The organism is Pseudomonas syringae group sp. 247E2, from assembly GCF_032587795.1.
GTDB lineage: Bacteria > Pseudomonadota > Gammaproteobacteria > Pseudomonadales > Pseudomonadaceae > Aquipseudomonas > Aquipseudomonas amygdali.
Window position 1 is genome coordinate 795,113 of record NZ_JAWHPK010000008.1, and the last position, 23,051, is coordinate 818,163.

Sequence of the window (23,051 nt, forward strand, 5' to 3'; positions counted from 1 at the left end):
CTGGAGGGCTTTTGCATTCAGGAGTTTGGCGTTTCCTGCTCCTTCAATAATTGCTTGATGGATGACGCGAACTGACTGCCACCCTCTGCGGCGGTGTAGACGATGTGCAGTTGAATGTCGGTAACCGCAGCTTTGTTGTCTTTTCCTATGAATTGCTTCACAACTTCTGCATCTGGAAATTCCAGCGTCCAGTTCGATATCGCGCCTGTCCCTTCAAAAGGCAAATAGCGCCCATCGTCGAACATCAGCTCGCACAGCCAGTTTTCGCTGCCTATGCCCCGGCCGTCGTCCGACAGGCTGGAAGACAGCGCGATTTGCTGTTGCGCGCGCAGATTGGTCTTGAGGTACGGGTTGGACTTGCGTGTTTCGTACAAAAGCCTGGCGGCTTCGATATCCGGTCTGACCAGCGTGGTGCTGCCGGTCTGGTTAAGCACAGCGCAGAGGTTCTGCAAGCCGTCCGGATCACTGGATTGCAACTTGAAGGACACCGACACATGCTTGAGCTGACGCAAATAATGCCCGGGATAGTTACGGTCGAAGTCAGCAGCTCTCAAGGAAAACATCAGAGGCTTGGTGCCCAGTTCCTGCAACGTCTTAAGCCATTTACCGTCGTCGGTTATACCTACTTGGGATCTGAGCGAAACCGTTTTGCGAATGTTCATGCGCCGTTCGGAAGACTGCAGGTAAGCCGCTTCCATCTCCAGCACATCCAGTTGCAATGACTCTCCGGCCAGCATGCCGCGGAAGTTGTCATTCCAACCGCCGGTGCGAATGAACTGCGCATGTTCGTAGTCGCCTATCTCATAGCGCCAGGCGCCTTCGAGGGCGAGAGCCATTGACAATACCGCATCGTAGGCCGGGGCGTAGACAGTGCTCATCCGCGCGACCAGCCAGTTGTAGGTAGGAATGATAGTGAAGCCGGTGGTCATCGACACATAGGCTTCCTGCATTGCAATACGCTGAGCTTTTGCTTCTTCGACGGCGATTGCTGCAGATTTTATAAGTATGTCTTGTTCGACGATTTGTTGGTTCAGGGTCGCCATTTTGAAAGCGGCGAGATCCACTTCAAGTTGCCAGCCTCTTGAGCGACGTTCGTATTCGGCCTCGGTAGTCAATCTGTCCGACGCGAAGGCCAGTGCTCTGCTCAAAGCATGAGCACCACCAATCGCGGCAGACACCGGAGCAGAAAATTCCTGACCACCCATTGCCATACCGAAAACATTGGGCAGCGCATCAAGCGTTCCTTTCACGGCCTCTGGTAACGACGTCGCAGTTTCCATGTACGCAGCATCGACCTTGCAACGCAGTGCTATAGACTCAAGATCAGTTTTCCCCTCGGAGACCTGATCCCTATAAAACGTGTGCCGTAAATCTATTGCATGCTTACCCGATATCAGCGTCTGTTTGCCTGCCTGGGCAGCGTTGAGCGCTTCTGCCTGGAGCTTTATTGTGAAGTCAGCAAGCTGGACTTGCTGGTCCTGTAGCTGCACCGACAGTGATGTGTCAAATTCACTCTCCATAAGATGCATCAGATGACGACCCATGTCGGTCAACACCCTTATTGCTTGCTGCACCCTCGTTACCAGTGCGGGAAAACGATAGACCGGTATCAGGCCGAAGGCACTATTATAGGTGGAACTGAGTCCACCGGCTTTCCCGGATGAATGGCTGAACGGATCGTCGGTTGCGTAGAGTGGCAAAAATGGCATTGCCTTGCCGTCAAGCGTCAGGCCGTGGCGCAGGTTGAACAGGCGCTGTTCGATGGTGCTGCGCAGATCGGTAAGGCGGGCGTTGAGCGGGGTACGGAACGCCCCTTCGGTGACGCCTTTCAACGGTTGAGCCGTCCAGCTGTCTCCCCTTGATGTTTCGGCAATCTGGCCGATCAGCTTGAGCGCCTGCTGATAGCTGAGCCAGGCCTGCGTGAGGCTGTCACGGGTGAGGTGCCGATAATAATGATCACCCTCGCGCTGCCAGTGTTCGACCAGAAACAGGAATACTGCCTGCCGGTAGTGACGGGACGAAGTGAAGGCCCGTATCGCCGGGTCGACAGAATCATCAAGCTGCGACGTGCCTGTGCTGATGTCGGCAAGCGGCCTGGTACTCCACAGCGCAGGTTGGTCATGTTCTCCAGTGCCAGTGCGGTAAGGGTCAAACAAGTGCTCAGTACACCAGCGTAACGCCTCCTGAAACTGTTTCTCCTCGCTGAGACGTGTGGTGACCAGAAACGGGAGATGCAGGAATAATTCACGGAAGTAGCGCCCGTTGGCACCATGGAAGTCCACCGAAACTGTACTTTCGGCGTCGATGGCAGGCTCCAGTAGCATCTGTGTATCCCATGCCAGCACACGATCAACCGACTGCGTGGCCCGGCTGACCAGTTGCTTGCCGAACAACGTGTTGAGCCGGATAGTGCTGAACGGGAGGTCTTGCATACCACTGAGTTCCAGGTAAAGGGCCTGTTCCGGGTTGCGGGTGATTTTGCAGTCCCATAGAGTAAACGTTCGAGACGAGACTATTTTGACTTCATGGAGTTGATTGACCACCCAGTGGTCCACCCCCACCAACGCCACCTGGTAAGTACCAGGTGAAATCTCATCAAGGTCTGCTTCGATAAAAGCCTCCCCATTGGCCACTACCTCTTTCCTGGCCCGCTCTACGAACGTTTCGTCAGCGGCAGCTTTGGTAAGGATTTTCAGCTGTATGGAGGCAAAGGCGGCATCACCCTGAAGGGCAGACCATGCGCCGTTGGGCAGCGGTATTTGCTGCAAAAAGTTGAATGAAATACGTAAGGTTTTGTTCAGTGGTCTTTTTACATAAGTCGATAGCGTGCTCGGCGACGCCTTGACTGGGACGAGGGTGACAAGATGCTCGTGGTTGGTGAATACAAGTTTTCTGTATGATATTTTGCTCGATGTGAAAGTTAGTGCGACAGTTAAGTTTCCGTTTGTTGAAGCAGTTTTAAGGTTTAAGGTTTTTATGTGTTCAATTAAGTATTCGGGTGTATTTATTGTGTTGTTTATTTTAAAAAATTCTGAATGGTTTTGTGTCCTAATTTCATTACTTCCATCGTCGCCGATGTCGTTAAGTAATTCGAGCATTAACTGTAAAACATATTTTTTTTGATTTTTAGTAGGTGACGAGATACCTACGGCTTCGAGTATTTCGGCGATATAATGTTCAAGCCCGTTTATGTGTTCAGAATCCTGTATAAGTACTGTGCTGTCAGTGAAAAAATCTATAACTGCTTTTTCATATTTTCTTGTAAAGAGGGTGGAGTTTTCACCTTTGGTTGAATCTGTTGTCGATTTTATAGGAAAGTCGCTTTCAGTAAGTTGAAACTCAAGTTTGTAGGATTGGCTGGATAAAATATCACCTACATACACGTGCTGAATCCTTCTAGCATCGTTGTACTCAGTATGCAATGCAGTAAGCAGTTTGCTTTCCTTGTCCTCTTCATTTTGGTGTTCTTCGCCTATCACTTTTTCATCAATCAACAACAAGTCACGCGCCTGAACAAAAAAATCATAATCTTTCGTTCCTAGCGCATCCTTCTTTTTACCTGGTATTTTTGGCTGTCCTTTTATAGGGTTCTCTCTTTCAGGCTTGTCTTCTGTCGTTGCATCGTAAAGCAGTGCGATCAACCAGGGGTCGTTCTCGCGCTTGCCATGTTCGTCCACAATAGCAATTAGCCCGGGTTTGTAAGTGTCGTCTTTAAGGTAATTGTTATTTTCATCTTTTAAACGCTTGCCATCCTTTGTCCCGTCCAGGGCCAGCAACTCATTCGCTGGGCTCCATAGCCCATCTATCTGCTTATAGCAGTAATGCACGGTAATTTTTCTGAACTTTGTAGGCGTCTGCTTCGTTTCGTCTGCGCTGGGTATCGGAGTGGTCGAGCGTTCGACCCAGATCACATAGGGACGCCCAGCGATGATGATCGGACGAATCACATCCAGCGTTTGCCCATCTGTGGTTGGTGTTTGCACGATCTGCCCGCTCAGAGGCAAGCCGATTTTCTCCCATTCACTCCATGCCAGCGGGCTGAGTTGCCCCAGATTATCGCGCTTGCTGATATCCAGCGATCGCCAGTAGTACTCAGTCGGTTCGACGTTGGTCTTGCCGATGAAATGGTAGGTATCGCTTACCGGGTCAAAGCCGTCGAGGTAGCCGCTGACCACTTGCAGGTTGCTGACGTGCTCGAACTTGCCGATGTAGTTAGCCACCGCGAGTTGCACCATGTCGTTGGTCAGTTTGCCCTGATTCAGTTCATTTTCCAGCTCGACGAATGGTTGGCTCTTGCCGGGCCGCAAGGCCGGCTGGATAAGGTTTTCCGGATGGTTGACCTGTTGGTGCCAACTGCGCCAGCGCGCGTACTGGTTGCAATAGCGACGCCATTCGTCGTCCGCGTCAGCAATAATATTCCGCGCCGCTGTGTCGTAACCCGGTTCCAGGTGTGCGAAAAATCGGCTGAGGTAATGTTGCAAACTGGCCGTCGCATGCGCCATCTGACTGGTCATGACTTCACTGGAAACCTGCACGTCGGTCAGCAGAAAGTTGGACAGATCGTCGGCGTCGGCAGCAGTGGAAAACCTGTAGTCAGGCGTGTTGGGCAAGTTGATCAGCAGGTAGCCAACCAGTGCATCTCGCCACGCTTCGTTGAGCGGAATATTGATAGCGTGCTGCTCGGCCTCATCACAACTTGCGAACAACAGCGTGGCAAGTGACTGAACCTGTCCATAGGATGATTTTGCATCCAGTGCAGTCAATGCGATAAGCGACTGGCATGACAGCCCTGTCTTCTGGCAAAGCAACTGTAAGCGCAGGACCTGATCGACATCGGCGACATTGAAAGCTCTCTTCTGAATCGGTTTGGCTTCAGCTACTTCTTTGGGTGCCGTGTTCAGCAGCCCATTTAAAGGGTCCCCGGTTCGCGTGCGGTCAGTAAAGCCGAGAATCTGACCTTTAAATTTTAAGAGTTTGCCACTTTTCTTCAGGTACTCAGCTCTTTCCTTATTTTGCGAATAGACTTCAGTGAACTCATCCGGACTAACGATCAGCGGTCCAGGGTTATCGCTTAAAAATTTTTGAAACGACATGAATATCGGCTTTATCCCTGAATACACATTGTTGATGTCCAGGGTCCAATAATAGTTTTGTGCAATATATGAGACTCCTCCATTCCCGTTGACGGTGTCTCTGGAGCTCTTGTCCAGGCTGGCGAGGTAATCGGCAAATGTCTTACGATCTGGTTTGACGATAACTTTGGTGGCCTCTGGCGCAGGCTTTGGCTCCGGCAGATACGTAGTCCCCACGGCACATAGCGTTTCTTCAGCGTTCCAGCCAATCAACTTCGCCAGTCGCTCTGCCGCCTCAAGTCCTGTTGACTCGTCTCCATCGCTGTTGATGGCCTGCAGATAATCCAGAACATCGGACTCCTGATAGCCAGTCTCCTGAGCGCGTTTGACCCAATTGCCAAGGCATGAAAGCTGGTAGCACAGGTCAAGGCTTGATCCCGACTCGTCCAAGGCCATTTGCTCAGGGTATTCCAGTAGCAACTCAAGCCCGGCGGGGCTGAGGTTGAAGCGCATGATCAGTTCGGCATGGCGTTTTAGCTCTGACCACATGACGAATGCGCTTTTGCTGAACGTGTTCTGGCTGCCCGCCTGAATTGCGTTGTTTTTTATTTCATTGAGCAAGGTAGCGGTACTGATGTCGAGCCAGCGCAACAGGAGCAATACGTGCTGTTCACTCAATACCGATCGACCAGGCTGATTGCTATTGCCTGACAGCGCCGCCCCCAACGACTTGATAACATCTTCCTGAGCGATCAGCGCTCCATTGATCTGCGCGGCGAAGGCCTCACCGGTTTTGAGGTAGGCATCTACATCCAATGCATCACTCTGTGCTAACGCGCCCGTCAGACAGATTGAAATCTGAGCATTGATCGCCGCCAAGCGGTCCTGGCCCTGGAATACGGGAATTGCCTTGACCCAGCCATCTGTGTCAATCAGAGGGTTGAAAAGCTGCAGCCAGGTATTCTTGTCGTCCTTGAGTGCAACCTGCTGCACAGCGGCCAATGATGCAAGTCTGGCTTCTGTCAGCGATGATTTGCCCAGCCGATCTGCAGATTCCGTGATCAATTCCAGCCAGTCGGCCGGAGCGGGGAGCGTTTTCGCCTCGATATCCGGCGTGGGCGTCAGCAGCAACGCCAGTAGATCCAGACCGATGTTTTGCAGCCTCGCCCACTGAGTGAGGTTCACCGCAGCCATTATCACGTCGAGGATGTCCGGCTGATCGTCTTTATCAAGAAGCGTCGGTGCGCCAGCCAGTTGCTTGAGCAGGTCGTCGTTGCCGATGAACAGCAGCGACATCAGACCGGCCCCGGCCTGCGGCGATAGCCTCAACAGGCGCGGCAGGTAAACCTGACGATATAACGCAGAAAACAAGGTCAGTGTTCGTTTGGGCAGTTTTGTCGGGGCGCCTTTTGCGGCGGGTTGCTGGAATCGCTGTGTAGTTGCAACGAAATCTCTGGCGGTCTGTTCGTCGATCTTCAGTGCGTAGCACATCTGCGCCAGCGTAGCCTGGCCCGCGTCGGTATCCAGATCGAACTCAGCGTCATCGAATATCACTCGGGTCTGATTGCTGTCGTTACCGTTGGCGGCCTGCGCACCCAATACGGTATCCAGAGCGGGCAATGCCTGACCCACCGAATATACCGGCAACGCGCCAAGCATGGTCGCAAACTGCCATGCGCTGACCTTGAAATCACGATGCAGGTAACGGAACACGCTGATTGCTCGCAACGTGTTGGCGGTAAAGTGGAAATCTTTGGTTTGACCTTCTGCACGCAAGGCGGACATTACCAGCGTATCGACGTCAGCGAACGGCAGGCCGAGGAAGTGCTGCAAGTGAATGAGCTTGTGCAGGCGGGCGAAATGGCTGGCGTTGACGTTGGTCAGTTGCTGGCCTGACGAGCTGTCAGCGGGCACTGTAATGGCGATTGCCGGGCTGCTGGCATTGTTGATAAACGAGGCACCGTAAACCTGACTGGCTGCAACCTCTGTTTGCGATGCGACAGGGAGGTGTTCGGAACGTTTTACCGTGGTGCTGAAGCCGGTCTGCTTTCCATCGTCCGTACTTTTGAGGGCAAGCAGGTCGTAAAGGTCCTGTTCGCTCAGCCCGGTCTGGTGGCGAAACAGGGCTACATCGCTGATCGCCAGCAGAGCCTCGGTTGCGCTACCGGCTACGCCGTAGGCAGTTTTGAAAAAATCGGCTTTTGCCGCAGTCTCATTGTCCAGCAGCAGTGTGTGCAGGGACGGGTCAAGGCCGCTGCCCGAGAGTATGGCCGCGCGCAGGTCTTTCTGGCGGAAATTCTGGTAGCAGAAGTTGGGATAATCATAAGACGCAAGCTTGTGCACATCGAACAGCGTTATGCCCTTCTGCTCAAGCACCGCCCGCATTTGCTGGAAAGCCAGATGGAATGGCAGCGTTGCATGACTGCCCGATGCGGCGATGGCATTCGGCAATGGTGTAATGCCGGCCAGCATCTGCGCGGGATGAGCGAGTATATCGATCACCAGTTTTAGCGCGGATACGGTCTGGTGGGCGCTGGTTTCGTCAAGCAGCAGATCGCCCAGCGCAGGGCGTCGGACACCGAGTTTGATGGCCTTGTTGTCGGCCATTATTTCCAGCTTGATGGCTCGTTGATACAGATCGCTCAGGTAGGCAAGAGGCCCGTCGCTGGAATCCAGTGCGCCCGCGGAGGTGGTGTGCGCTAGGTTTTCCGGAAACAGACTGGCGTAGGTCGGAGATGAACTTTTTTCGAGGGAAGCGGATGGTAGGGCCATGGTTGTACGTCCTTGTTGGGTTTGAAAACTCCTTGTGCGTCTTTAATGCAGAGCGCATTGATCAAGCTTAGGACAGAGTGGGTCGATGTCGGTGAGTGCCGCTTAGAACCTTTGGCGATGATCGAGACAATTGAATGCCGGCTGTGTGATATTTCACCTCGACAATGCCGCGCCGGGCACGATGCTCTTTATGGCTTCATTGAAAGTACCGGTTCAGTTCCGCTGGACGAAGGTAAATATGGAGCTGTGGGCGACATGAGTATTAAAGTTTAATCAATCTGTCAGAATGCGCACAATGCCACTGGTGTTTCCTACAGGGCAGAGTAAAAGCATCATTGTATGTCGATACGCTCCTGCTCGCCGAGAGCTTCCTGTAGAGGGATCTGGCGTGGAGTATAATTGGCAAAATAATAAGTTCTTGGCTGCTGAATGAGTGGGGCGTTTAAACGCGTTGTCTAATACGGCCGCCTTATGTAAACATTCTGCGTTGTTTTCAAAAGAAAACTGTCTATTGTAATTGTTTTGAAGATATTGATAATGCGTCGGTAATTACCACTCAGGGAATGAGTCATGCTCGACTATAAACTTGGTTGTCAGCTTGATGTTCAATGTTCTGCCTGCACCGTGTCGCGTCTTGAGCGACAGGCAGGTGACACACAATGAGCTCTATCCACGAACAGGCAATGAATTACGTCTATCAGCAAGTATTGCAACGTTTGCTGGGGTATTTCACCCGTGCGGAACGCACGGCATTGCAGTTGTTGATTCAGCGATTGATTGTCGCGGCTGGCGGGATCGAGCGGATTTCCGGTTTCAAGGTGCTGGTGGCGTTCGGCGGTGGCAAGGACAGTGCCTACACGCTGGCCTTTTTGCGCGCCGCCCAGTTGAGCATTGCCTGTCGATCGCCCGGTACGTTCAATTTGCGGGTCGCCAATCGACGCCACGCGGGAATGACACCCGCGGTGATGGATAACATCAACCGCACCTATTCAGCATTGTTTTTGTATGACGACCCGCGCGTCGAAACGCTGGTGATCGACAACCAGTACACCCAGGCCTTCGAGCCGGATCTGCCTTTTTCCAGCGCAGGGCGCGAGCAGAATCGCCTGGACATGCTGCTCGGTGGACATCTGTCCGCAGGTGACGCGCGCACCACGTTTTGCAATACCTGCTATCTGGGGCTGGCGGAATTTCTGGGGCGCGCGTTGAGCTGGGGTAACGGTGTCGATGCTGTGGTCAGCGGCGATTCACGCAGGGAGCAGCGGCAGTACGCGACGTGGATCATGCGTCTGGCCCAGCGCACCGGGCAGTACACGGGCAGTTGGGGCAACCAGACGCTGACTGGCGTACTCAAGGTCATCGACACGATCGGCCAGGCGTATTACCACGAACTGTACGGGGACGGCGAAGACAGCCCGCGGGCAAACCGATCCATAGCGGTTCCTGAAAAAGCCAACGCGCCAGCCTTTATCACCATCGCCGATCTGGTCAGTTGCAAGGCAGACGAGCACTGGAACCTGCTGACTGAATTCCTTGATTTCCGCTTCGATGATCTGTCGTTCAGCTTCAGTGAGTCCGATTGCGCCAATCCTTTGCTGATGGCTCATATGCGGGGCCTGACTGCGCAGTACCTGCAAGAGCGCAATTATGCCGACGGGATAGCCGAATACCTTGAGCTGGCAACATCGCTGATGCGCAGAAAGCAGATGCCGCCACGATTGATTGATCAGGCGCTCAGCGCTTATGCCGGGCGGGCGCGAATCGAGACGCGTCGCGAGCTGGCCTCAGGCTTCGCTCAGGAGGGGTTTGGCCTGAACGAGACTCAACTGGTCTGCATGCTGTTCTCGCCATTCGTCAATCAGGGCGATGGCCTTGAATCATTTCTGCGCCGCTGCCATCCCGGCATGCTGGTGGCACTGCCGGATCTGCACAAGGTGCTCTCGGGCTCGACGGCCCCGGATCAAGTGATGCAGTGGCTGGTGGATATCAGCGGTCTGAGCCTCCAATCGCTGCAAAACCTTTACGGCAAACAACGGGTGAACTTCGATGACCCGCATTCAATCATCGCCAGAATTCGCGCTGCCGATCCTGACAAACGCCGAATCATGACCGTTGACCCGGCGACCGGTCAGGCAGTGGTCGAGATGCTTTCCGGGCGCTGAACCGGTTTCGGATCATGGCTGCTGTCGGCAACCGGCATCAGTCATGTCGCGACTTTCTAAAGTCTGGTCTGGCTGAGCGGCGGATACCTGGATGAAAAACAACATGGATTTTGCTTACCAGGCGGTTTACCGCTATCTGGTGCGGCTGGTCGACCAGCAACAAGGCGAGCTGGCGCTGAAGATGCCATCACTGCGACAGCTGGCGCAGCGACTGAGCGTATCTATATCCACAGTACAAAGCGCCTATTCGCTACTGGAAAAGGAAGGGCGCGTCTATTCGCTTCCCAAGTCGGGCTATTACTCGGCACCGTGCAGCGGGAACAGGGCGGGGCGGGCATGTTCTGACAGCGATGGCGATCTGTTACACGTACTGTGCGATAACGCCAGTCGTCCGGGCATGTCGCTGCTGGGTTGCGATGAACCGACCCTTCTGCATGCACAGGAAAGTTCGCTACCGGCAATGGAGCGAGAACTGACTCGGCATTATCCGCGCCTGCGGGAGCCAGGTTTTCAGCCGTTTGGCGAGCCAGAGCTGCGCACCGCGTTGGCAGCCCGCTACACCCGCGATGCAGAACACTGCTGGCACGCTGACAATGTCTATATCGCCCCAGACCTGCATGGGGCGTTCAAGGCCGTTATCGAAACGTTGGGGCTGCGTGGCACTGTGGTGTTGGTGGAGTCGCCCTGCGCCTGGGCGTTGCTGCGCTTGCTGCAATCGTTCGACATTCGCGTTATCGAGCTGCCACTGGACGAGACCGGCAGCCTTGATCCTGCGCGACTCGATAACCTGTTGCGCGACAATGATATCCGGCTTGCCGTGTTGCCTTCTTTACTGAACCCGGTGCGAGGCAGCATGCGCCCTCCGGGTAACAGCGAGGCCGTTGCGCGAGCGTTAAATTGCCATCAAGTCTGGGTGCTGGAAAATGACAGCCATGCGGGTTTGCAATTTGCTTACGAGCAGATCCCTCTGCGCCACTGGGTTGACCCGCAGCGTCTGGTGATTATCGGCGCATTTGACAAGAGTCTTGGGCCTGAAGCCCCTTACGGCTATCTGCTGTGCAAAACCCTTGAGGTGCGCTGGCAGCAGTATTTTTGGCTGCGAGCATTCGAACTGCCGCCGATTCGTCAGCGGGCGATTGCCAGATTGTGCAGCAGTGGGCGTCTGGACAGGCAACTGGTGGCGTTGCGAGAAACGCTGGTCAGACGCATGCAGTCGATGACACAACAACTGGATGAACAGACGGGTGGAGCGTTGCGTTATCAGGTACCCGAGGGCGGCTGCGGCGTCTGGGCCGAGAGCATGCATCCCGTAGACATGCGCCAGGTCTTCGACAGGCTGCTGGCCCAGCGCATCGTCATTACTCCCGGCGAGCTGTTCAGCCTGCAAAACCGTTATGGGCAGCATTTATGGGTCAGCTACGCCATCGACTGGGGTCAGGATCCGGCCGCGCGCCTGGCCGCGTTGGGAGGAGCGTTAACGCAGGCGCGTCTGCACTAGGCACTGACATCGCAAGCCGTCGATCCATTTATGTTTGCCAGACGTGATTCAAGGCTGTTAACTGGACGCCTGTCCAGTATTCACAACCTACGGCTTCCCAGCGCAGTGACTCCGACCGCCCCTGTAAAACCCGATTCCGGGCAAGCCCTCATCAGCGACTCGCCTGCGCATTATGTCGTGGCCGTGCGCGCACTGTGCGAGTTCACCGCCAAGGTCGGCGATCTTGACCTGCGCTTCACACCATCACCCACGGCTCAGGAAGGGATTGCCGGACACCGCACGGTCGCGTCGCGTCGTGGCGCTGATTATCAGGCCGAGTTGTCGTTGAGTGGCGATTATCGCGAGCTGACGGTAAGGGGCAGGGCGGACGGGTACGACGCCGGTCGCAATCAATTGGAAGAAGTGAAGACCTATCGCGGCGAGCTGGATGCGATGCCCGCCAACCATCGTCGATTGCACTGGGCACAGGTGAAGGTCTACGGCTGGCTGCTTTGCCAGCGTCTGCAACTTGAACAAGTGACGCTGGCTCTGGTGTATTTCAACATTGTCAGCGAGCAGGAAACCCTGATTCGCGAGCCATTCAGTGCAACGACGCTGCAACAGTTCTTCGAGCAACAGTGCACGATATTCCTCGGCTGGGCGCAGCAACAGATGGCGCATACGCAGGCGCTGCACAAGACGCTGGGCAGCCTGAAGTTCCCTCACGCGTCCTTTCGAACCGGGCAACGGGTGCTGGCCGAGTCGGTGTACAAGGCGGTGAGCACCGGCTGTTGTCTGATGGCTCAGGCACCTACGGGCATCGGCAAGACGGTGGGCACGCTGTTTCCATTGCTCAAGGCGGCGCCCGGTCAGCAGCTTGACAAGATTTTCTTCCTCACCGCCAAGACTCCCGGGCGTCGGCTGGCACTGGATGCGCTTGAGGTCATCAATCACAGTGTGCCGGAGCTAAAGCTGCGGGTGTTGGAACTGGTGGCGCGGGACAAGGCCTGCGAGCATCTGGACAAGGCCTGTAACGGAGATTCCTGTCCACTGGCCAATGGCTTTTACGATCGTCTGCCAGCGGCCCGCGCCGCTGCACTTGAGTCGCCCTGGCTGAATCAGGCCAGCGTGCGCGAGGCCGCATTGCGGCATCAGGTCTGTCCGTATTACCTCAGCCAGGAACTGGCACGCTGGGCCGATGTAGTAATCGCTGATTACAATTATTACTTCGACCTCAGTGCGCTGCTGTTCGGCCTCGGCCAGCTCAATCAGTGGCGCGTGGCGGTGCTGGTCGACGAAGCGCACAACATGGTCGAGCGGGCCCGGCAGATGTACAGCGCCAGTCTTGATCAGAGCCAGTTGAAAGCCCTGATCCAGACGTCGCCCGAACCCGTTAAAAAAGCCTTGCAGCGTCTCGACCGGCAATGGAATGCGCTGCACAAAGTGCAGCCCGCTGCCTATCAGGCGTACTCGGCGGCACCGGAAAAACTCATCGGCAGCCTGAACCAGTGCATCTCGACCATTGGTGATCATTTCAACGAGCACCCGCAGGCAGTGGATGGCACGTTGCAGGGTTTCTATCTGGAAGCCATCGGCTTTGCACGCATCGCCGAGCTGTTCGACGAGCATTTTATATTCGACATCACCCGGCGCGAGGCGGGCGGCAAGCGCATTCTGTCGCGCCTCAGCCTGCGTAACGTGGTTCCAGCACGCTTCATCCGTCCGCGCCTGACCGCTGCGCGCAGCACCGTGCTGTTTTCCGCAACGCTCAACCCGCGGCATTACTATGCGGACCTGCTCGGGCTGCCGGTCAACACAGCGTGGATCGATGTGGAATCACCGTTTAGTCACGACCAACTCGACGTGCGGATTGTCAGCCGCATTTCCACCCGTTTCACTCATCGTCAGGCCTCGCTGGCACCGATTGTCGAGCTGATGGCGGAGCAGTTCGAAGCGCGGCCAGGTAACTACCTGGCGTTTTTCAGCAGTTTTGATTACCTGCAACAAGTGGCTGAACTGATGGCGCAGACTCATCCGCACATCACCCTCTGGCAGCAGGCGCGGGGCATGGGCGAGAGTGAGCGTCACGCGTTTCTCGACCGCTTTACCCTGAGCAGTCAGGGCATCGGTTTTGCCGTACTGGGCGGTGCCTTTGGTGAGGGTATCGACTTGCCGGGCGCACGGTTGATCGGCGCGTTCATCGCCACCCTGGGGCTGCCGCAGCTCAACCCGGTCAACGAGCAGTTCAAGCAGCGCATGGCTGCACTGTTCGGTGCTGGCTACGACTACACCTATCTTTACCCCGGCGTGCAGAAGGTGGTGCAGGCCGCGGGGCGGGTGATCCGCAGCCAGAGTGATCGTGGCGTGGTGATGCTGATCGACGATCGTTTTGCCGAGCACAAGGTCAAGCAGCTGTTTCCGGCGTGGTGGCGGCCTGAAACGTCAACGGCTTAGGGATCGATACTCAAGCAGCGCTGTCGAACTGCCAGTAAACTGCCGCATCGATTATGTTTTTACCTGCAGCAAGTCTTTATTTTTTCTCCGTATTTCATTTCTTAGTGGAGGTTGTATGAGTCTCAGTCCTTTCGCCGGCAAGCTGGCACCTGCGCAGTTACTGGTCGATATTCCGAGACTGGTCACGGCTTACTACACCGGTCAACCTGATGCATCGGTACCTGCTCAACGCGTTGCGTTCGGCACTTCCGGACATCGTGGCACGTCGTTCGATCTGGGCTTCAACGAATGGCACGTGCTGGCTATCAGCCAGGCGATCTGCCTGTACCGAAAGGCAAATGGTATCGACGGCCCTTTGTTCCTTGGCGCTGATACCCATGCGTTGTCCACGCCAGCCGCTGCCACTGCTCTTGAAGTGCTGGCTGCCAACGGCGTAGAGGTGATGATCTCGCAAGGCGATGAATACACGCCAACCCCTGCGGTGTCTCACGCCATCATCTGTTACAACCGTGGCCGTACTTCGGGGCTGGCTGATGGCATCGTCATTACGCCGTCGCACAACCCGCCGCAAAGCGGTGGCTTCAAGTACAACCCGCCCAATGGCGGCCCGGCTGACAGTGATATCACCAAGTGGATCGAGAACAAGGCCAACGAACTGCTGGCCGATAAAGTCACTGGCGTTTCACGCATCAGCCATGAAAAAGCGCTGCGTGCCGATACCACGCACCGCCATGATTACGTCAACACCTACGTGGCCGACCTTAAGAACGTGATCGACATGGACGCCATCCGCAATTCGGGTCTGCGTCTTGGTGTCGACCCGCTGGGCGGGGCCGGGGTGAGCTACTGGTCGGCGATTGGCGAGCATTACGGCCTGAATCTGGATGTGGTCAATAAATTTGTCGACCCTACGTTCCGCTTCATGACCGTCGACTGGGACGGCCAGATTCGTATGGACCCGTCTTCCAGCCATGCCATGCAGAGCCTGATCGGTCTCAAGGACCGTTATCAAGTGGCATTTGCCTGTGACCCGGATCACGACCGCCACGGCATCGTGACCCCGAGCGGTGGCCTGATGACGCCCAACAGCTACTTGGCGGTATCCATCGATTACCTGTTCCAGAACCGTCCTGAGTGGCGCGCCGATGCGGCAGTCGGCAAGACTGTGGTCAGCAGCGGCATGATCGATCGTGTGGCTGCGCGCCTGTGTCGACGCCTGTACGAAGTGCCGGTCGGCTTCAAGTATTTCGCGCAGGGCCTGTTCGAGGGTTCGTTGGGCTTTGGCGGTGAAGAAAGCGCCGGCGCCTCGTTCCTGCGCCGCGACGGTACGGTCTGGACCACTGACAAGGACGGTCTGATTCCGGCCTTGCTGGCTGCGGAAATGACTGCCCGTACCGGTCGTGACCCAAGCGAAACGTACAAGACCATGACCGACGAGCTGGGCGAGCCGTTCTCGACCCGCGTCGACGCCAAGGCCAACCCGCAGCAGAAGGCGCTGCTGAGCAAGCTGTCGCCGGAGCAGGTGACTTCCACCGAGCTGGCGGGGGAGCCGATTCAGAAGGTGCTTAGCAACGCGCCGGGTAATGATCAGGCGTTCGGTGGCGTGAAAGTCATGACTGAAAACGGCTGGTTTGCGGCACGCCCTTCAGGCACCGAGGACATCTACAAGATCTACGCCGAGAGTTTTGTCAGCGAAGATCACCTCAAGCGCCTGGTAGCAGAAGCTCAAGTGCTGGTGGACGGGGCGATTTCGCCGAAATAATCACTGCTTTCGTCAAGGCCCGAAAAACCTCGAACCTCAACCGGTTCGGGGTTTTTCAGCTTTTGACCTGTGGCTCAGTCGCGATAGAAGACCTGCACCAGGTGATAACCGAATTTGCTTTTGATCGGGCCGTGCACCACGCGTAGCGGCTTCTTGAAGATCACCTGATCGATGGCACCGACCATTTGCCCTGGCCGGACTTCGCCCAGATCACCGCCACGTTTGCCGGATGGGCAGCTAGAATGCTTTTTAGCCAGCACGTCAAACGCCTCACCCTTGGCAATGCGCAGCTTGAGCTGTTCGGCCTCTTCGGCGGTTTTCACCAGAATATGGCGGGCTTGGGCTTTCATGTCGCAATATCACCTGCTGCAAAAGGCTGCCATTATGCCTGCTCTTGCTGAGCGACGCCCGTGCGTCACGCGTGCCGTCATGACGGTCGTCGTCTATTTACTTCATTTTGTACGGTATTGATTATGGATTTTCCGGCGCTGTTGAAGATTCTGGCCAGTCAGGACGGATCGGACCTGTATCTTTCCACCGGAGCGCCTCCGTGCGCCAAGTTCAACGGTGTGCTCAAGCCGCTGGGCAGTGAAACCCTCAAGCCGGGCGAGGTTGCGGTGATCGCCCAAGGGCTGATGGACGAGGAGCAGAAGCTCGAATTCCTGCGCGAACTGGAGATGAACCTTGCTGTTTCGCTGGCGGGCATCGGCCGGTTCCGGATCAATATCTTCATGCAGCGTAACGAGGTGTCGATCGTCGCGCGGAATATCAAGCTGGATATTCCGCGTTTCGAGGACCTGTTCCTGCCGCCCGTACTGCTCGATGTGATCATGGAAAAGCACGGGCTGGTGTTGTTCGTCGGTGCCACCGGTTCGGGCAAATCGACCTCGCTGGCGGCGCTGATCGATTACCGAAATCGCAACGCCAGCGGCCATATCATCACCATTGAAGACCCGGTCGAATTCATCCATCGGCACAAGAAGTCCATCGTCAACCAGCGCGAAGTGGGGGTTGATACCCGAAGCTTCCGCGCGGCGCTGAAGAACACGTTACGTCAGGCTCCGGATGTGATTCTGATCGGCGAAATTCGTGATCGCGAGACCATGGAGCATGCGCTGGCGTTTGCCGACACCGGCCACCTGGCGATCTCGACCCTGCATGCCAACAACGCCAACCAGGCGCTGGACCGGATCATCAACTTCTTCCCGGAAGAGCGTCGTGCGCAGTTGCTGCATGACCTGGGCAATAACCTCAAGGCGTTCGTGTCCCAGCGGCTGGTTAGAACCCCGGACGGCAAACGTCGCGCAGCGGTTGAAGTGATGATGGGCACGCCGACCATTCGCGACCTGATTCAGCGCAATGAACTGACCGAACTCAAGGGCATCATGGAGAAATCCGGCAGCCTCGGTATGCAGACCTTCGACACGGCGTTGTTCAATCTGGCCGTCGAGGGGGCGATCAGCGAGGAGGAGGCGCTGAAGAATGCCGACTCGCAGAACAACGTTCGTCTGCGCCTCAAACTGCACAGTGAAGGCGGAGTCGCCAGCCTGACGACGCCGCCCCCGGCCCCGACCGGCAGCAGCACGGCAAGTACCGCCGAGTGGGGGCTGGTCGATGACGACGCGCCGGGGCCGCAGGCGTAAATCGGTGAAGCTCCTGCGCTCCGGGCAGAAGCTTCATTGTGGACCAGATTATTCAGGGCGCGCAGCAGCCAGCAATTCCTGTGTATAGGGGTGCTGCGGTGATTCGAACACATCGTGGCTGGCACCGCGCTCGACAACCTTGCCGTCCTTTACCACGATGACATCATGGGCGAGCGCCTTGACCACCGCCAGGTCATGACTGATGAACAGGTACGTCAGGCCGTGCTTTTCCTGAAGCTCGCGCAGCAGTGCGACGATTTGTTTCTGCACGGTGCGGTCCAGCGCCGAGGTAGGCTCGTCGAGCAGAATCAGCGCGGGTTTCAGCACCAGCGCCCGTGCAATGGCGATACGCTGACGCTGGCCACCGGAAAACTCATGGGGGTAGCGATGCCGGCTCTGCAGGTCGATGCCGACTTCTTCAAGCGCCCGAATGACTTCGGCATCGCATTTGGCAGGGGCGAACTGGCTGTGCACCTCAAGTCCTTCACTGATGATCTGCGCCACTGACATGCGCGGGCTGAGGCTGCCGTAAGGGTCCTGAAAGACCACTTGCATCTCTTTACGCCACGGGCGCATCTTTTTCTGACTCAGGCCGTCCAGCGCCTGCCCGCGGAAGCGGATACCGCCGCGTGATTCCAGCAGGCGCAGGATCGCCTGGCCCAGTGTCGACTTGCCGGAACCTGATTCGCCAACGATACCGAGGGTCTTGCCGCGCTCGATACTCAGGCTGATGTCATCCACCGCCTTGAGGTACTCCTTGTGCCGCCGCAGAATGCCGCCGGTCAGGGAGAACCAGACTTTCAGGTTATCGACCTGCAGAACCGTTTCCCGCGTGTCGCGTGGCAGCGGCTCGCCCGCAGGTTCGGCATCCAGCAGCAGGCGGCTGTAAGGATGCTGCGGCGATTTGAACAGCGATTTGCAATCGGACTGCTCGACAATCTCGCCGGCACGCATGACGCAGACGCGCTGCGCCACGCTATGAACCAGATTGAGATCATGACTGATCAGCAGCAGCGACATGTCCAGGCGCTGCTGCAGCTCCTTGAGCAGCAAGAGGATCTTGCGTTGCACGGTGACGTCCAGCGCAGTGGTCGGTTCGTCGGCAACCAGCAGTTCCGGCTCGCACGCCAGCGCCATGGCAATCATCACCCGCTGGCGTTGGCCTCCGGACAGTTCGTGCGGGTAGGCTTTCAGGCGTTTTTCCGGCTGCTGAATGCCGACCATTTCCAACAGTTCGACAATGCGTTTCTGCGCTTCACGGCCACTGATGCCGCGATGCAGCAGCAGCGTCTCGCCTATCTGTCGGGCCACGCTGTGCAGCGGGTTCAGCGAGGTCATCGGTTCCTGGAAAATCATGGCAATGCGGTTGCCCCGCAGCTCGCGCAGGGTGCGCTGGTCGGCACCCACCAGTTGTTGACCCCGGTAGGTGATGCTGCCAGTGGTCAGCGTACCGTTGTGCGGCAGCAGTTGCAGGATCGAGTGCGCAGTGACGGACTTGCCAGAGCCGGATTCACCCACCAGCGCCAGGCATTCACCGCGGCGTACGTCCAGGCTCAGGTTGCTGACGACCTTTTGCCCGCTGAACGCAACGCTCAGGTCGCGAATTTCGATCAGGTTTTCCGGCATATCAGGACCTCGGGTCAAAGGCATCACGCAGCGCCTCGCCTATGAATACCAACAGCGTCAGGATCAACGCGAGGGCAAAGAACGCTGTCAGGCCCAGCCAGGGCGCTTGCAGGTTCTGCTTGCCCTGGGCGATCAGTTCGCCCAGTGAAGCGCTGCCCGCTGGCATGCCGAAGCCCAGGAAATCCAGAGCGGTCAGGGTCGAAATGGCACCGGTGAGGATGAACGGCAGATAGCTCAGCGTCGCAGTCATTGCGTTGGGCAGGATGTGACGCATGATTATCTTCCGGTCCCCCAGGCCCAGTGCACGCGCTGCCTTGACGTACTCCAGGTTGCGCCCACGGAGGAACTCGGCGCGCACGACATCAACCAGCGTCAGCCAGGAAAACAGCGCCATGATGCCCAGCAGCCACCAGAAATCGGGTTCGACGAAGCCTGACAGGATGATCAGCAGGTACAGCACAGGCAAGCCGGACCAGACCTCCAGCAGACGTTGACCGAGCAAGTCTACCCAGCCGCCGTAATAGCCTTGCAGCGCGCCGGCAGAGATGCCAATCAAGGCACTGATGAAGGTCAGCACCAGGGCAAATAGAATTGAAATGCGCGCACCGAAAATCACTCGAGCCAGTACATCGCGCGCCTGATCGTCTGTACCCAGCCAGTTGCTTGCAGAGGGTGGGCTAGGCGCTGGTGTCGTCAGCTCATAGTTAGGTGTGTCGTCACTGAACGGGACTGGCGGAAACAGCATCCAGCCGTCGCCCTTGGTAATCAGCTGGCGCACGTAGTCACTGCGGTAATCCGGCTGGAAGGGCAGTTCGCCGCCAAATTGCTGCTCGGTGTAGCGCTTGAACACCGGAAAGTAGAGCGAGTGCTGGTAACTGACTATCAGCGGTTTGTCATTGGCGATCAGCTCGCCGCCCAGAGTCAGGGCAAACAGCGCGCAGAATAGCCAAAGCGACCACCAGCCCCGGCGATTGCTGCGAAAGCGCTCCAGACGGCGACGGGCCAGCGGCGAGAGGCTACGCATCATGCATTCCTCGCGCTGAAGTCGATTCGGGGGTCAACCAGCGTGTAGCAGACATCGCCAATCAGTTTTATCAGCAGGCCGAAGACGGTAAAGATGAACAGCGAGCCGAACACCACCGGATAATCCCGCGAAACGGCCGCTTCATAGCTCATGCGGCCCAGGCCATCCAGCGAGAAGATCACTTCGATCAGCAGCGAACCGGCAAAGAACACGCTGATGAACGCCTGCGGAATACCCGACACAACCAGCAACATGGCATTGCGAAACACATGGCCATAGAGCACGCGCCGCTCGCTCATACCCTTGGCGCGGGCGGTAGTCACATACTGACGGGTTATTTCGTTGAGAAAGGAATGTTTGGTCAGCAGGGTCAGTGTGGCAAAACCGCCGATCACCAGCGCTGAAACAGGCAGCACCAAATGCCAGAAATAGTCAGCGATCTTGCCGACGGTGGTCAGTTGCTCGAAGTTGTCCGAGACCAGCCCGCGCACCGGAAACCAGTTCAGTGACGTGCCACCGCAGAACACCACCACCAGCAGCATGGCGAACAGGAAGGCTGGCGTGGCGTAACCGATGATGATCGCGGTGCTGCTCCAGATATCGAACTGACTGCCATGTTTGACCGCTTTGCGAATACCCAGCGGGATGGATACCAGGTAGGTCAGCAACGTCGCCCAGAGGCCCAATGATATGGAGACCGGCATTTTTTGCAGAATAAGGTCGGTCACCGTGGCACCGCGAAAGAAGCTGTTGCCGAAATCCAGTCGGGCGTAACTCTTCAGCATCAGCCAGAGCCGCTCATGCAAGGGCTTGTCGAAACCGTATTGATGTTCGATCTGTTTGATCAGTACCGGGTCCAGTCCTCGGGACGCTCGGGAGTGTCCGGCATCGGCCGATTCGCTCGCCCCCGCGCCCACGGTCGCACCGCCAATTCCCTGCAAGCGCGCAATAGCCTGTTCGACAGGGCCGCCCGGCGCGGCCTGCACGATGAAAAAGTTGACCAGCAAAATACACAGCAGAGTAGGGATGATCAGCAGCAGGCGACGCAAAATATAGCCGAGCATTCAGTGCATCTCCGAAACGATGGCTGAAGCACCGCGTTTTTCAGCGAACTGCTCATTGGTCAATGGCGTCGGGCTGATTTCCCACCATGTTTCGATGGCTTCATTGTTGCTGGCCTGGATTTTCGGAATGCCGAAACGGTTCCACCAGACGGTGGAGGAGCCTGGCGGGTAATAGTTGGGAATCCAGTAGTAATTCCATTGCAGTACCCGGTCCAGGCAATGTGCATAGTCGGTCATGGTCTGCTTGTTGTCAGCCTTGAGCAGGCCTGCAATCAGGGTGTCTACGGCGGGGTCCTGAAGTGCCATGTAATTGCTGGAACCTGGGTCCATCGCTACTTTCGAACCAAAGCTGTTGTATAACTCGGCCCCGGGCGAGGTAGATACCGGGTAGCCGGTGACAATCATGTCGTAATCGCGGGCCATTACTCGGTTGAGGTATTGCGCGGAATCGATGCGACGAATATCAAAATGAATGCCGATCTGCGCCAGCGTGCGTTTGTAGGGCAGCAGCATCCTTTCGAAACCGTTCTGTGCGTTGAGAAACGTAAAGCTGAAGGGTTCGCCCTGAGCATTAACCAGTTGGTCGCCCTGCGGCTTCCAGCCAGCCTCTTTCATCAGCGCCAGTGCTTGCAGTTGCTTGTCGCGAATGAAGCCTGTGCCATCGGTTTTTGGTGCCTTGAACACGCTGTCGAACACCTGGTCAGGGACCTTGCCACGCAGCGGCTCAAGGATTTTCAGTTCGGCGGGAGTCGGCAGCTCGCTGGCAGCCAGCTCCGAGTTGGAGAAGAAGCTGTCCTGGCGAATGTACATGTTGCGCATCAACTGCCGGTTGGTCCATTCGAAGTCCCAGAGCAGCGACAGCGCCTGGCGCACGCGGCGGTCCTGAAACATCGGTCGGCTCAGGTTGAATACGAAGCCCTGTGAGCTTTGCACCGCGCCCTTGGCCAGTTGGGCCTTCTGCAAGCGACCGTCACTGAGTGCCGGGCCGTCATAACGAATTGAATAGCCGGTCGCTGAAAACTCGCGGTTGTAGTCGTAGGCCCCGCCCTTGAGAACCGTGCGTGCCACGTCAATGTCGCCGAAATACTCGATGCTGAAGGTGTCGAAGTTGTACAGGCCTTTGCTGACCGGCAGGTCTTTGCCCCACCAGCCTGGGTCACGTTGAAACGTGACGGTGCGCCCCGGGTCGACACGGCTGATGGTGTAAGGCCCGCTGCCCGGAGGAACTTCAAACCCCGCGCCACTGGCGAAGTCGCGGGATTTCCACCAGTGCTCCGGGAATACCGGCAGTGAAGCGAGGTCCAGGGGCAGGGTGCGGCTGTCGCTGTGCTTGAAGTCGAAACGGATCTGCAAGGGGGATTCGACTTCCAGGCCTTTGACCGCCTCAAACTGGGTCCGGTATTGCATGTTGCCTTGGGTCATCAGCAGTTCGTAGGTGTACTTGACGTCGTCGGCGGTAATCGGGGTGCCATCCGCGAAACGCGCCTTCGGGTTGAGGTAAAAGCGCAAGGAAAGGCCGTCTGCACCACGCTCCATTTTCTCGGCGACAAGTCCGTAGACCGTATAAGGCTCATCCATAGAGCGTATGGCCAGCGGGGCATAGAGCAGGCCATTGATCTGCGAAACCCCCATACCTTTGTCGGTAAACGGCATCAAGTGATCGAACTGACCTATTTCAATGGCCGAGCGGCGCATGCTGCCGCCTTTCGGGGCGTCCGGGTTCACATAATCGAAATGTTTGAAGTCGGCAGGGTAGCGCGGGGCCTCGCCGTAAACGGTCAGTGCGTGCTGTGGTGCTGCAGACAGCGATTGAACAACGCCAACGAAGGTCAGCGTCAAGGCGAGCAACGATGAAAAAACAAAACGCATGACTCGAATCCTGACTGACGTCCGCAAGCGAATGTCAGGGTTAAAGGCGACTGGCTGTCAAGGTATGACGAAAATCCCGGCAGCGCTCAGGCATCTGCGTCGCGGTATCTTCTACAGACAAATGGT

At 56.6% G+C, this 23,051-nt stretch carries 12 protein-coding genes; 6 read left to right on the forward strand and 6 right to left on the reverse strand.

What is annotated here, in order from left to right; all coding sequences use genetic code 11:
* Positions 1–17 precede the first annotated feature (17 nt).
* Entirely contained in the window at positions 18–7,844 is a 7,827-nt protein-coding gene (locus tag RYC18_RS10710) for a Tc toxin subunit A (protein ID WP_316885805.1), read from the reverse strand.
* 45 nt (positions 7,845–7,889) lie between these two features.
* On the opposite strand from RYC18_RS10710, the gene RYC18_RS10715 reads away from it, so the two are divergent.
* From RYC18_RS10715 to pgm, 5 genes are all read left to right on the forward strand, one after another.
* The gene (locus RYC18_RS10715) at positions 7,890–8,117 is read left to right on the forward strand and encodes a hypothetical protein (RefSeq protein WP_135187567.1); all 228 of its coding nucleotides are present in this window, start codon (positions 7,890–7,892) and stop codon (positions 8,115–8,117) included.
* 386 nt (positions 8,118–8,503) lie between these two features.
* Positions 8,504–10,006 (forward strand): hypothetical protein, encoded by a 1,503-nt coding sequence (locus tag RYC18_RS10720; protein ID WP_010197391.1) that lies wholly within the window; start codon positions 8,504–8,506, stop codon positions 10,004–10,006.
* Positions 10,007–10,097: 91 nt separating this feature from the next.
* Complete coding sequence (locus tag RYC18_RS10725) at positions 10,098–11,504, forward strand: PLP-dependent aminotransferase family protein (RefSeq protein WP_005776978.1); 1,407 nt, start codon at positions 10,098–10,100, stop codon at positions 11,502–11,504.
* A gap of 105 nt (positions 11,505–11,609) precedes the next feature.
* Positions 11,610–13,937: an ATP-dependent DNA helicase gene (locus RYC18_RS10730; RefSeq protein ID WP_005776979.1), complete on the forward strand. Its 2,328-nt coding sequence runs from the start codon at positions 11,610–11,612 to the stop codon at positions 13,935–13,937.
* A gap of 115 nt (positions 13,938–14,052) precedes the next feature.
* The gene (gene pgm, locus RYC18_RS10735; RefSeq protein WP_005746410.1) at positions 14,053–15,699 is read left to right on the forward strand and encodes a phosphoglucomutase (alpha-D-glucose-1,6-bisphosphate-dependent); all 1,647 of its coding nucleotides are present in this window, start codon (positions 14,053–14,055) and stop codon (positions 15,697–15,699) included.
* A gap of 74 nt (positions 15,700–15,773) precedes the next feature.
* Here the strand turns inward: pgm and RYC18_RS10740 are convergent, their stop codons facing one another.
* Positions 15,774–16,049: a peptidylprolyl isomerase gene (locus tag RYC18_RS10740; protein WP_002553334.1), complete on the reverse strand. Its 276-nt coding sequence runs from the start codon at positions 16,047–16,049 to the stop codon at positions 15,774–15,776.
* A gap of 123 nt (positions 16,050–16,172) precedes the next feature.
* On the opposite strand from RYC18_RS10740, the gene RYC18_RS10745 reads away from it, so the two are divergent.
* On the forward strand, positions 16,173–17,342 hold the full coding sequence (locus RYC18_RS10745; protein WP_005746411.1) for a PilT/PilU family type 4a pilus ATPase: 1,170 nt from the start codon (positions 16,173–16,175) through the stop codon (positions 17,340–17,342).
* A gap of 48 nt (positions 17,343–17,390) precedes the next feature.
* Here the strand turns inward: RYC18_RS10745 and RYC18_RS10750 are convergent, their stop codons facing one another.
* The 4 genes from RYC18_RS10750 to RYC18_RS10765 are packed head-to-tail and all read right to left on the reverse strand — an operon-like array spanning position 17,391 to position 22,925.
* Entirely contained in the window at positions 17,391–18,968 is a 1,578-nt protein-coding gene (locus RYC18_RS10750; RefSeq protein WP_029240837.1) for an ABC transporter ATP-binding protein, read from the reverse strand.
* Between the two features lies 1 nt (position 18,969).
* Complete coding sequence (locus RYC18_RS10755) at positions 18,970–19,992, reverse strand: ABC transporter permease (protein WP_016980727.1); 1,023 nt, start codon at positions 19,990–19,992, stop codon at positions 18,970–18,972.
* Positions 19,992–21,056, reverse strand: coding sequence for a microcin C ABC transporter permease YejB (locus RYC18_RS10760; protein ID WP_016980726.1), 1,065 nt, complete (start codon positions 21,054–21,056; stop codon positions 19,992–19,994). The genes RYC18_RS10755 and RYC18_RS10760 overlap by 1 nt, the downstream gene beginning before the upstream one ends.
* On the reverse strand, positions 21,057–22,925 hold the full coding sequence (locus RYC18_RS10765; protein WP_316885840.1) for an extracellular solute-binding protein: 1,869 nt from the start codon (positions 22,923–22,925) through the stop codon (positions 21,057–21,059).
* Positions 22,926–23,051: the final 126 nt, after the last annotated feature.